Annotated in this window: 8 protein-coding genes; all 8 read left to right on the plus strand. The window is 40.1% G+C overall.

Translation table 11 applies throughout. The annotated features are described in order from the left end of the window. The first annotated feature begins 1 nt into the window (after position 1). The 8 genes from FA047_RS15925 (at position 2) to FA047_RS15960 (ending at position 13,584) form a co-directional block, all read left to right on the plus strand. Positions 2-892 (plus strand): hypothetical protein, encoded by an 891-nt coding sequence (locus FA047_RS15925; RefSeq protein WP_136837062.1) that lies wholly within the window; start codon positions 2-4, stop codon positions 890-892. A 10-nt stretch (positions 893-902) separates the two neighbouring features. Further along, positions 903-1,763: a hypothetical protein gene (locus tag FA047_RS15930; RefSeq protein WP_136837063.1), complete on the plus strand. Its 861-nt coding sequence runs from the start codon at positions 903-905 to the stop codon at positions 1,761-1,763. A 4-nt stretch (positions 1,764-1,767) separates the two neighbouring features. Further along, complete coding sequence (locus tag FA047_RS15935) at positions 1,768-2,829, plus strand: hypothetical protein (RefSeq protein ID WP_136837064.1); 1,062 nt, start codon at positions 1,768-1,770, stop codon at positions 2,827-2,829. Then, positions 2,826-3,890 (plus strand): hypothetical protein, encoded by a 1,065-nt coding sequence (locus tag FA047_RS20705; RefSeq protein WP_136837065.1) that lies wholly within the window; start codon positions 2,826-2,828, stop codon positions 3,888-3,890. Before FA047_RS15935 ends, FA047_RS20705 begins: the two co-directional genes overlap by 4 nt. 13 nt (positions 3,891-3,903) lie before the next feature. After that, the gene (locus tag FA047_RS15945) at positions 3,904-7,212 is read left to right on the plus strand and encodes a hypothetical protein (RefSeq protein ID WP_136837066.1); all 3,309 of its coding nucleotides are present in this window, start codon (positions 3,904-3,906) and stop codon (positions 7,210-7,212) included. A 12-nt stretch (positions 7,213-7,224) separates the two neighbouring features. Continuing rightward, complete coding sequence (locus tag FA047_RS15950) at positions 7,225-10,665, plus strand: DUF6443 domain-containing protein (protein ID WP_136837067.1); 3,441 nt, start codon at positions 7,225-7,227, stop codon at positions 10,663-10,665. Then, positions 10,665-10,967 (plus strand): hypothetical protein, encoded by a 303-nt coding sequence (locus tag FA047_RS15955; RefSeq protein WP_136837068.1) that lies wholly within the window; start codon positions 10,665-10,667, stop codon positions 10,965-10,967. The genes FA047_RS15950 and FA047_RS15955 overlap by 1 nt, the downstream gene beginning before the upstream one ends. 1,342 nt (positions 10,968-12,309) lie before the next feature. Beyond that, entirely contained in the window at positions 12,310-13,584 is a 1,275-nt protein-coding gene (locus FA047_RS15960) for a nucleotide sugar dehydrogenase (RefSeq protein ID WP_136837069.1), read from the plus strand. Positions 13,585-13,591: the final 7 nt, after the last annotated feature.

The following is a 13,591-nucleotide window of genomic DNA, read 5'->3' on the forward strand; positions in this document are numbered from 1 at the left end:
TATGAAAAAGATATTTTTCTTACCTGTCTTACTGTTTTTCATTGTAAAGGCTAACGCACAACAAACAGTCCAGCAAGTCTTGTCCCTGACTAGTAATGGAATAAACTCCACGGAAATTTTGATGTATAAACAGAATAATTCTAGTTTTTATAGCCTTTATTCAAATAGTTGGGGATTCGGATTTACAAATAGTACCAACGCTAGCATTCCATTTCATATAAGTTCAGATGACTTTATTGGTTTGGGGACAACTACGCCAACTGCGAAACTAGATGTTAATGGAAATACCATAGTCCGGGGAAGCATTATTAGCAGTTTGTCTGATCCAAATATTGGCGGTTCAATACAGATACAAAATCCTGCTAAAACCGCTGCGGGAGCAGCTAATAACTGGCAGATATTTAACATGACTGGTTCGTATGGAAATAGCTTACAGTTTTGGGCTTATGATAATTTAGGTTGTACAGATCCGAATGGCCTTTGTGCGAGTCGACTTACTTTAATGGATAATGGGAACGTTGGGATTGGAACTTCTTCTCCAAATGAAAAATTAGCCGTAAATGGTAAAATCAGGGCTAAAGAGATCAAAGTAGAGAATGCTAATTGGCCGGATTATGTGTTCGCACCGTCTTATAAGGTTCCGACACTTCAGGAAACAGAAAAACACATTAAAGAGAAAGGTCATTTGCCAGGGATTCCTTCGGCAAGTGAGGTAAAGGCTAATGGGGTTGATTTAGGTGATATGAATGCCAAGCTGCTTCAGAAGATTGAGGAGCTGACGCTGCATTTGATTGAAAAAGGAAAGAAAGATAATGAACAACAACTCAAAATAGATCAACTTGAAAATCGACTCAACAGGCTACTTGAAAAATGCAAACAGCCTAGTTATTAATGCTAAAAATATGAAAAGATTATTATTAATTTCCTTGGTCTGTCTTGCTTTTCTAAGCACCAAGTCACAGACTCCAACACAAATTATCAACATTCCAGGGCCAAAGTATGTGTTTGTCGGAAGTTTGAATATGGGCAGTAACAATTCTGAAAATTCGCAGAAGTTGATTATTAAAATCCTTGGCGGAGGTTGGTTTGGGGATTCCAATGGAGAAACAAATTACTATATCTCTAATCGAGGGGGCTTACAGATTAGACAGGTAAGCTTTGGAGGATCTGCAAATATTTTAGTTCCATTAAAAGCATATCAGAATGGAACTAATATAGATTTCTTTATTGTGCCTGATGCTGCAAACTATACCTCGTTTGCTGTAAATGCTTTTTCATACGGTTTCACACTTACACCACATTACGTAGTGATTACCGAACAAACGGCTATTCCTCAAGGAACCGACATTACCTCTTCAGCTATAGTTAACACCGTTACCACAACTGACGGCAGCGGGAATGTTGGGATTGGAACTGCCGACACTAAAGGTGATAAATTGGCCGTTAATGGGAAAATCAGGGCGCGGGAGATCAAAGTGGAGAATATCAATTGGCCGGATTATGTATTTCTTCCATCTTATAAGGTTCCGACACTTCAGGAAATAGAAAAATATATTAAAGAAAAAGGTCATTTGCCGGGGATTCCTTCGGCTAGTGAGGTAAAAGCTAATGGGGTTGATCTGGGGGATATGAATGCAAAGTTGCTTCAGAAGATTGAGGAACTGACGCTGCATTTGATTGAAAAGAACAAACAAATAGAAATTATTAATGAGCGCAACAAGGATTATGAAAAACGATTGGAAAAGCTTGAAAATAAAAAATAGACTAATGAAATTGACATTCAAAATAATTGTTTTTGTGGTGGCAATGCAAGTTTCCGCTATAGAGAGCTACGCTCAAAACTTATTGAATCTAGAAGGTTGGACTGTAGGACAAGGGGCTCCAACCGGTTTTATACTATCGGGTTCGACTACAGAAAATTTTAGGGAATGGGGAGAAAGCCCACAAGGCAAACGTGCGATAATATGGCGGGCGAAACCTGATGGCGGAAATGACGCTGATGGGGGATGGAACACTGCACCTTTTCCTATTGTGCATTCTAATATGTACAGGTTTAGTGTTTGGTTGAAAAAGACAAACTCTAATAATGGGACATCGTATCTCGGATGTGATAACGTTTTGAACCTGGATAATACCGCAAATGATAACCCTTACTTTTGGTATGGCGACTTACCGGAACTTAATAAATGGTATTTACTTGTAGGATATGTGCACGGCAGTGGCGATAATTCCTCTGTTAGCTATGGTGGTATATATGATGGAGTTACAGGAATTAAAGCAGTCGATATTACTGATTTTAAGTTCCCTGTAGGTGCTACAGAATCAGTTCACCGGTCATATTTGTATTATGATCCGATCGTAAATGATGAGCAGTTTTTCTATGCCCCCCGTGTAGATTTAGTGAATGGTAATGAGCCTACAATAACATCCTTATTAGGAATACAGAGCTTAGCTTCTGCAGCTAATTTATCTTATTTTCTAGGGAAAGTAGGTATAAAAACGCCGAATCCGGGTAATTACGACTTAGCGGTTAATGGAAAAATTAGGTCTCAGGAAATCAAAGTGGAGACTGCTAATTGGCCGGATTATGTATTTCTGCCAGCTTATAAGGTTCCGACACTTCAGGAAACAGAAAAACATATCAAAGAAAAAGGTCATTTGCCAGGGATTCCTTCGGCGAGTGACGTGAAAGCTAATGGGATTGATTTGGGTGACATGAATGCGAAGCTGCTTCAGAAGATTGAGGAGTTGACGCTTATCATTATTGATCAAAATAAGCGGCTGGAAAATTTAGAGAATAAATCAAATTTAAATGCTGGAAAAAAATGATACATCGAAATATGCTTACTAAAGCATTCAAAACTTGTTGCGCATTATTAGTGGGGTTACTTATTCAGACCAATTGCTATGGACAGGCAAGCGAATTGAGTGTCCATGATACTAGAACTGTGAATGATTTGCCTAGCGCCTTTCAATACAAGGTCCGGTTCGATTTTAAAGATAGAGTTGTTATTGGTGTGCCAGGAACTGGTGCGTATTCAGGTATGATGACGATAGCACCTTGGGGAGACGCTTCGGGAGGTAAAAATCACCAGCTTAACTTCAATGATGGGGGCATATTTTACAGGACTGGGGCACATAATGTCAGTTCCTGGGAGGCATGGAGGAAATTGCTGGTAGAGGATGTGAATGGAAATGTGGGGATTGGCACTCTTAGTCCTCAGAACAGGCTCCAGATTGTAGGTGGACACAGCAATACGAATATGAACTTTCACTATGAAAATCCGATGCCAGAAAGAAATGCAGATCTGACATTGTGGGCAAGTGAGCCAGGATTGACATATACGGGCGTAGGAATTGGAAATAATGTATATAACAGTGTTGAACCGGTCGCTGGTATTCAACGAATAAGTACAGTAAAAGGCGGCTCTTACATGAGATTACTTGAGCAGGAAATCAGATTTAATGTAGTGAAGCTAGATGGAACTGATATTACGTCAATGGCGGTCGATGCTTCTGGAAATGTTGGAGTTGGTACGGCTGACACAAAGGGTTATAAACTCGCTGTGGCTGGTAATATGGTTGCGGAGTCAGTGAAAGTAAAGCTCCAGGGCGCCTGGCCGGATTATGTGTTTACGTCAGCTTATAAGGTTCCGACGCTTCAAGATACAGAAAAGCATATCAAAGAAAAAGGTCATTTGCCGGGGATTCCTTCGGCAAGTGAGGTAAAAGCCAATGGCGTAGATCTGGGAGATATGAATGCAAAATTGCTTCAGAAGATTGAGGAGCTGACGCTACATTTGATAAGGCAGGAGAAGGAAATAGGTGCATTGAAGGAATTGGTGAAGGGTGAGAAGATCAGTAAATCCAAAGAAAATATAATTAAATAGCTAAAAAATAAACATGAAAAATTTATATACAAGAATTCTATCTCTTAGCTTTTTCCTAGTGTTAAACTCGGCAGCTTTTGCCCAGGATAATGCTTACATAAAGAACAAAATCAAATTGCCGCCATCTCCAAATGCAGCGGCACTTGGGAAATATGGAGAGGTGCCGGTAAGTAAGTTTACTGGTATGGCAAATATCGGTGTACCGTTGTTCGAAGTAAAGTCTGGTAGCATTACAGTTCCTATCAATTTGAGTTATCATAATTCAGGTTTTAAGGTGGATGAAAGGGCATCATGGACAGGTGCTGGCTGGACAATAAACGCCGGAGGGGTAATTACCAGAGCTGTGCAGGGACAGCCTGATGAAGCATCATTTGGTTATAATAATGTAATGGGCGTTGGTGGTACAATTAACCCTCCAGATCCTATCCTTGATAATGCTGGTTTTAGTGCTGTTCGACCAAACCTTACAACATATCAGAAAACTGAACTGGCAACCGGTCATTGGGATGGTTTACCGGATATCTACTATTTTAATTTCATGGGCAGATCTGGGAAATTGTTGATCACATCCAGAGGTATTCAGGCAGTTCCGTACCAGTCGCTAAAGATAGAGAGATCAAGTGATAACTGGGTGATTACTGATGAAGGTGGAGTTAAGTATGTTTTTGGTGCTTCAGAAGATAGATACGGAATTGAGACCACTGAATACGATGATACAAATGGTGCACCAGGGGTTCCAATCCCACCAGTTACTAAGACCGCATGGTATCTGGTCGACGTAATAGCTCCTGATGGTGATGTAGTTAAATTTGAATACGTAACAGAAGGAACAAGTATCCTCGGTCAGGATTCTCAGACTAGGTATTACTTCGCTGGTGGTCCTACAGGTGATTTTCCTTCTTTGGAAAGGGCAGCATGTGAAACGATGACAAGTCCAGTTGATAACTATGCCACTTATTTGTATATCAATGGAAAACGACTGTCTAAGATAAAGTTTCAGGATGGAGAGGTTAACTTTATAGCAGAAACTACACGGGCAGACCTTTTCTCAGGAGGAGAGGCAAAGAGATTGGACCAGGTTGTATTAAAGAATTCCAATAGTGAAGTCATTAAAAAGTTCAATTTTGATTACAGTTACCTGGGGCCATCTAATTTTAACACGAGTTCTGAAATTTTTAACCGGCTCATGCTGAGTTCAGTAACAGAAGTGGCCGCTGACGGAACTCTGAACAAGCCTTATCAGTTCATTTATAATACAGCTTCAATTCCCTCATCCAAGACCTATAGCATAGATCACTGGGGGTATTACAATGGGGCAGCTAATGGGTCTAATCTGGTGCCGTGGAAATTGGGGACGGCATACGATCAATATTTTCAAACCTCTCTTTCCAGCAGGGAGCCGGATTCCTTATATGCCGCTATTGGTATGCTAACTAAAATGATCTATCCTACAGGCGGATCATCTGAATTCAAATATGAGGTACATGATTATAGCAGCATCAATGCTAATGCTCTTCCCCTGGAATATAAAAGTTCGCCGGGTTATGCTACGGCAAACGTAAGCAATCCAAGTAACGGTGCTAACGTTGTTAAAGAACAAACTACTCCTTTTACACTTCAGACGGCACAAAAGGTATTAATCAATTACAGGATCCAACGTAGTGCTTTCACTGCCTTGGGCGATTATTATGTGTCGCTCTATAAAGTTGGGCAGTCAACACCAATCTTTACCTACAATGGAGAAAATACAAATCAGCAACAGATTTATCTGGATTTAGTAGCTGGAAACTATACAATTATAGCTCATATAGAAGATAAGGGTTACACTGCTAGCATCAATGCAAATTACATTATCTATGATTTTAATGTAATTATTAAGAACAAGAAAGCTAGTGGTTTTAGGATCAAACAGATTATTAATGACCAGATAAATGATAATCTGGTGAAAGAAACGATCAATTATGTTTACAGGCTTGAAGGAGACGCAGGAGTATCAAGCGGAATACTTAATGCAAGTCCTAGCTATGAATATGAGACTAAAAAGGTAGGTACTTACATTGTGATGGGGCCAACACAGAATAATGTTCATGAATGCGAATGTAGAATGATCGCCAGAACTTCAAACAGCATAGCACCACTTGGAGCCTCTGATGGGGGGATAGTTACTTACAGCGAAGTTAAGGTGTTTAAGAACAATGGGGATAATGGTAGTACCAGAAGCTGGTTTACATCTGCTTATGATGCTCCGGATGAAATATTCAATCTTCCTCCGTTTCCACCGACACGCAGCAATTCTTTTAAAAGAGGTTTACTGAAGAAAGAAATTCAGTATGACAAAGACAATAGAAAGATTCAGAAAATTGTGAACGAATACGAATACAATAGCTCTCTGTCTTCTCCAAATTTGTATGGAAGCGGTACTTTGGCAGTAAGCTATGACTTGCATTATACACTTATGACCAGCCCCCCATCTTCTTTTTTAAGTGTTTTGTACGCCAATCGAAGTGAATGGCAATATTTAAAGAAAACAACAAAAATAGATTATACCTATAATTCAGTAGGGACACCGGATTCGGTAAGCAATATAACGGATTATATCTACAATAACCCTTTGCATGCGCAATTGACCGGTACGATCACAACTAATAGTAAAGGACAGTCTATATCGTCTGTAAACCGGTATCCTCACGAAATGGTTGCTTTAGGCAAGACAGTTCCTTACCAGGAAATGATAAACAGACACATGTTTTCTCCTGTTGTAGAACAGGAGCAGCTTGTGAATTCTGTAAGGCAGACAAAACAGATGACGACTTATAAAATGGGCTGGTCTCCCGCCATTACTTTAATACTTCCGGATTCTGTAAATACGCAGTTTAAAAATGAAACTCCTGAAGCCAGACTGCGCTATCTGCAATATGATGATAAAGGTAATCCCTTAAGTCTTATGCAGGAAAAAGGAACTAAGATCTGCTATGTATGGGGTTATGGAAAATCTGTTCCTATTGCTGAGATCAGTAATGCAGATTACGCGACTGTTGAAACCGCTTTAGGTGGCAGTTCTGCTGTAAGTACTTTCGGGAATATACTTCAACCTACAAATTCGCAGGTAGCAACTTTCCTGGCTCCCTTAAGAACAGCTATTTCTTTGAAAGATGCATCTGTAAATACGATAACTTATGCTCCACTGATTGGGACAACCAGCCAGACGGATGCAAAAGGCATGACTACTTACTATGAATATGATTCGTTCCAGCGGTTGAAATATATTAAAGATCAGGACGGTCACATCATCAAAAGTTACGATTATCATTATAAACCATAAACGCTCTTAAACATGAAAAAGCAATTTAACAAAGCGCTGAGAAGAGGCGTATATATGACCGCTGCTTTATTAGCAGTGTTTGGTATGGGGCGTGTAAGCGCCCAGCACATTACATTAAATACCTATAGTGGACAGACAGAGATCAAAGCCAGTGGCAGTGTAACTTTGGCTGATGGTTTTTATATACCTGCGGGTAATACCGTAAGGATTTTTACAGGAGGGAGTTTCCAGGATTGTACACCGTTGGCATGGACACCGAGTATGAATCAGAATTACATTCGTTCAAGGGTATTTAAAGTAGCGGGAGTAAACAGCACGAATATTGATAATGTAAGAAGCGTCTGCGAGGTAAACCAGACGGTTCAATATTTAGATGGTTTGGGAAGGCCATTGCAGACAGTAACAGTGCAGGGTAGCCCGACATTCCGGGATGTGGTACAGCCTGTGGAATACGACGCTTTTGGCAGAGAAGTAAAAAAGCACCTTCCTTATACTGCTGCTTTAGGTAGCAGCAACGGTAGTTATAAAAGTACGGCGCTTGCAGACCAGGTCGCTTTTTATAACAACCCGGTGGCTTATTCCGCTCCCGGGGTAAGTGCCATTGCTAATTCTGCTTTTGCAGAAACCAGGTTTGAGGCTTCGCCATTGAACAGGGTATTGGAACAAGGTGCACCAGGGGCGTCCTGGCAGCTCAGTGCGGGGCATACACAGAAAATGGAGTATGGAACGAACAATCTTTTAACCGGATATGCTACGACGGGGTTTGCAGTGAGGTTATATAAGGCTGATGAAGTAACAACATCCGGACAGGAATATAAAAGAACGCTGTCAGGAACTGGTTATTATGCGGCTAATGAGCTTTACCTGACCATAACGAAAGATGAGAATTGGGTCAGTGGTGATGGCAAAGCAGGTACTACGGAAGAGTATAAGGATAAAGATGATCGTGTAGTACTGAAAAGAACATTCAATAGGAAGCCGGATAACAATATAGAGACTTTGAGTACTTACTATGTTTATGATGACCTGGGAAACCTAAGCTTTGTGCTGCCTCCGGGCGCTGATCCTGATGCAGCTTCTATACCTACCCAGACGGTGCTGGATAATTTTTGCTATCAGTACAGGTACGATGGCAGGAAGCGTTTGATTGAGAAGAAGCTTCCCGGTAAAGGTTGGGAGTATATGGTTTATAATAAGCTTGACCAAGTGGTATTCAATCAGGATACTAAGCAGAAGAATGCCGGCAAATGGATTTTTACCAAATATGATACATTTGGTAGGGTAGTGATTACAGGTCTTTATGGTGATGCCTCAGAGAGACCAACATTACAGGCCACTGTGAATACCCATGCAGATAACGGCTTGCCGTTGTGGGAAACAAGAACAAGTAATGGTGTAACGGATTATACCAATGTTGCTTTGCCAAAGACCAATGTTGATTTTTACTATACCATGAATTATTATGATGATTATAATTTCATGGGTATGCAGTCTGTACTGCCTGCGCAAAATACTGCAAGTACTAAGACGAAAGGATTGTTGACTGGCACCAGGGTTTATCAGACTGATGGGGGTTTGTCAAGCTGGACGCTGAATTATTATGATGATGAAGGACGGTTACAGGAGTCTGTAGCTGAGAATCACCTGAGTGGTACCGATAGGGTAGTTAATACCTATAACTTTGCGGATGAGCTGATCTCCAGTACCAGGACACATGTTGTAGGTGGAGCAACTACAACTATTGCCAGTCGTTATGAATATGATCATATGGGAAGGAAGAAGGCTACGTTTGAGTCCATTAATGGGCAGTCAGAGGTTGTTTTGAGCAAGATGGATTACAATGAAGTTGGGCAGTTGCTGAAAAAATCATTACATAGTACTGATGGGGCAACCTTCCTTCAACATACAGATTACGCGTATAATGAGCGTGGCTGGTTAGGAACCAGCATTTCTGACCAGTTCAGTGTGAAGCTGAAATACGATAATGGAACGTCGCCGCAGTACAATGGCAATATTGCTAACCAGGAATGGGGTACAGGATCGAGTTTTCCGAATGTGTTTACTTATGGTTATGATAAGCTGAACAGGCTGGCAACTGGTACCAGTACGGGTATTACCATGTCAGAGGTATTGACCTATGATGTCATGGGAAATATTAAGACATTGAGCAGGGATGGCGGTGCAGTGGGATTGTATAACTATACAGGTAACCAGCTTCAGAACATTGCAGGCGGGCCACTTGCTACAGGCAGTTATTTGTATGATGAGAATGGAAGCGTGACTTTTGATGGCCGCAATGGCGTGACGCTGAGTTATAACCATTTGAGTTTACCTATAGCCGTAACAAAATCAGGTTTGAGCATGACCTACACTTATGATGCGACGGGTAAGAAGCTAAGGAAAGTGAGTAGTTCGGAAGCTACTTCAGATTACGTGGACGGAATCCAGTATACTGGTGGTGCGATCGAGTTTATCATGACTGAGGAAGGTAAGGCCAGGAATAATAGCGGGGTTTATAGTTATGAATATAACCTGGCGGATCATTTGGGTAATGTGAGGTATACGTTTAATAAACACCCTGTCACAGGGAGTATTCAAGCTCTTCAAATAGATAACTATTATGCTTTTGGGATGCAGAAGGTTGCAAGTGCCGGGGTGAATAAGTATCTTTATAATGGCAAGGAGTTGCAAACAGAGCTGGGACAGCTTGATTATGGGGCAAGGTTCTATGACCCGGTGATTGGGCGTTTCAACGTTGTTGATGCTTTAAGTGATGACGAAGAGCAGATCGATAAATCTCCATATGCCTACACTTGGAATAATCCCATAAATCTGATTGATCCGGATGGAAACTGCCCCGACCACCCGTGTGACGGAAGTTGCGGTATGTCAATGTCAAATGAACTAGGATTTATCGGTGCGGATATCTCGGAAGGATTTAAAAAACTACCTGGACTTTATTTGAGTTTTACGGATGTTAACGATGCAACCGTACTAGCTACTACTTTAACGAGAGGTTCAAAAGCAATAAATATAGATGGTTCAAGAGCAACAGCAGTAGATAAGACGGCCGCAGGCTTAGGGATTTTACTCCCTGTTATTTCTGGAAGCACCGCAAAGAAATTACTTAAGTATGTTGGTGAGAAAGTAGCCGATGTGGTTACACATGTGGGACAAAAGCTAGATGTTAAAACAGGTCAAAAACTAGGCCCTAGTGGTAAACCTATGGTACATACTGTACATCATTCTTCGCAAAAACAAGCAAAAGACGCTGCAAGGCAGGGTGGAAAGGGAACGCCAGTAAAGCATACTAAAGATAACAAAGGCGGATCGCATTATCACCATGGCACTGGCGTTAAGGGAAAAGGCAAGGGTACAAAGGATTATGGGACTAAGGCCGGAAAAAAAAGTGACAACGTTCATCATGAATATCCAAGTAAAAAGAAAAAATAATGAATAAGAAAATATGGTTGGCCTTAGTGGAAGTTATACCACTTGAAGGAAACGAATTCATAACCTCAGATGGAGCATATGTAAATGTTGCTTGTTTGGCAGAGAGTAAAAGCCAGTTTAAGTCTGAACTTCATTCTAATTTCGAACGAAATAAGTTTAAGGTACTTGATATAGATGACATAGAAACTGAGAAAAGTTTAATTGTTACTAATGCTGAAAATGCTGAGAGATTAAGATTGATTGATGAAATAAACGAGGGGTATGAGTTTGCATGGGGTACTTTTTATACCTTTGACCGGTAGGGCATGGGATAAACCCAAGTCGTAGAGGATCATTTTTTGTAGTCATGTGTGCTGGAAGTGGGGTTTGTAGAACGGATTAGTTGGAAAACAGCTAAAAAGTTATAGTAAGCCGCTTGACTATGGTGCGAAGGTTCTACGACCTGTTGATTAGAAGGTGGAATGTAGTTGATGAATTGGCAAGTGAGCCTGACTATTACTACACTGCAAAATATGATGTAAATCCAGAGCTCTATTCTAAACACAATTTTGGCAATTGTTACTATCTTATTTCTAAGATAAAAGCACTACTGTTGAAAAGTGTTTACGAGACTGCAAAATTTGTTTGACTAGTGCTGCGGTAGAAATTACACCAATGATTTTTAACGAAAAAGTATTTCTTATACCTGACAAAAGTAAAGTAGCTTTAGCAACTTGGCCGTAGATTTTGGGTTGTATACAAAGCTTATTGAGTTACAACTTTTTGATATGCTATATTGGGTCGCGATATGCGGATCGGATCATGAAATTTTATTGATCTTCAAGAAAAATTAATTAAAAGTGGTGATAGACAAAAAGATTATGTGTTGATGTTACGTCAAAATAAGTCGGCTGAAAGGCCGACTTGTTTTCATCTCAGTTAATGTAATTTTAAGTTACGTGATTGTCCTGATTTTCCTAGTTTTAAATGTCCGAGTCTCTGGGGAAAGTCGCAAAAAATAAAACATTTGATTAAATGACGAACAAATAGCAATATGTAATAAATTTAACGCACGGACTATTTGAATAATTCCTATTTGATCAATTATCTAAGCTGTATTTTAACATCCCATTACCAAACCATCCTTGGATAAGCTAAAAATAGCATTCCAAAATGCTATATAACCAAATTGGGTTTCTTATAAAAGGGAAGTGTTACTGATAATAGCCCCCTTTAACAAATATATACGTAACCACTTAGTGACTTAAACCTGTCCTTAGAAAATTTGGTCAGGTTTTTGCTTACAAGGGGGTAACAAATGAAAATGATAATTTATCTATTCGTGAATTAGGTAATGTAGCGAAATGACAAGTTATCACGTTAACGCAAACAAACACACATATAAATGAGCTATTTAGATTACAAATGCAGAAAATGCAACTCTGATTTCCACTATCAGGTACCACGGGGTTTCCTCCTTAAACAGGTCTTTGGTTTTGTTCCTGTAAGAATTTACTGGTGTCCAAAATGTACTACAAACAGATATGTTTTGCTTAAAGAAAAGAAAACAGGGCTTATTTAAAGCCCTTTTGTTTTTAATATTCTTTAATTTATAGATTGTCATGCGTTTTTTACAGATCGAATATTTCAGTATGTTTGTCCACTATGCCGGGTATTGAAAAGCCATATATTGCTATAATAGGATTAGGTTATGTAGGGCTCCCTCTTGCGATGGCATTTGCAAAGCATTATGATGTTCTGGGATTCGATATCAATGAACAACGGGTAAACGATCTGCTAGCTAATCAAGACCGAACTAAAGAAGCTGATCTGTCTGAGTTGAACACTGTTTTAAATAAAGGATTACGTCTATCGGCCGATAAAACACTATTAAACAAAGCCGATATCTATATCGTTACTGTCCCTACGCCTGTAGATCAGTTTAAAGCCCCGGATTTGAAACCATTGCTTACTGCGACTAAAATGATTGCCCAGGTTTTGACTAAGGGTGATACGGTCATTTATGAATCGACTGTTTACCCAGGTTGTACGGAGGAAGATTGCGTGCCAATCCTGGAAAAATATTCGGGCTTGAAATACAATGTAGACTTTTACTGTGGGTATTCACCAGAAAGGATAAATCCGGGAGATAAAGTAAATACCCTTACAAAAATAGTTAAGGTCACTTCAGGCTCAACGCCTGAAATTGCAGATATGGTAGATCAATTATATGGTCAGATCATTACCGCAGGAACACATAAGGCACCTAGTATCAAAGTGGCCGAAGCCTCGAAGGCGATTGAAAATGCACAAAGGGATTTGAATATTTCTTTTGTGAATGAGCTGGCCCTTATTTTTGATAAATTGAACATTGACACTTCTGATGTACTTGCGGCGGCGGGTACAAAATGGAATTTCTTAAAATATAAACCAGGACTGGTAGGCGGTCATTGCATCGGTGTGGATCCTTATTATTTAGTGCATAAGTCAAACGCTTTGGGCTATAATCCTCAGGTTATCCTCTCAGGAAGAAGGGTAAATGAAGATATGGGTGTGTTTGTTGCAGGTAAGGTTGTGAAGATGCTCATTGCAAAGGGGTCGGTTGTGAAAGGAGAGAGGGCATTGATACTTGGTTTTGCATTTAAAGAAAACTGTCCGGATATAAGAAACACAAGGGTAATAGACATCTATACCGAATTGAAGCAGTTTGGGATGGTAGTGGATCTTTATGATCCGTGGGCCGATCCGGAGGAAGTAAAGGAAGAATACGGCATTGAATTGCTTAAGAATTTAGACTCTTTGGAGTATAAGGCCATCATTATTGCTGTGGCGCATTCCGAATTTTTGAATTTGGACTACCAGCAATATAAAGATAGTGGAGCGGTAATATTTGATACCAAATCATGTATTGACCGCAAGTTTGCAGATGCTCGACTGTAGCAAAATA

This window comes from Pedobacter frigoris (genome assembly GCF_005116445.1).
GTDB lineage: Bacteria > Bacteroidota > Bacteroidia > Sphingobacteriales > Sphingobacteriaceae > Pedobacter > Pedobacter frigoris.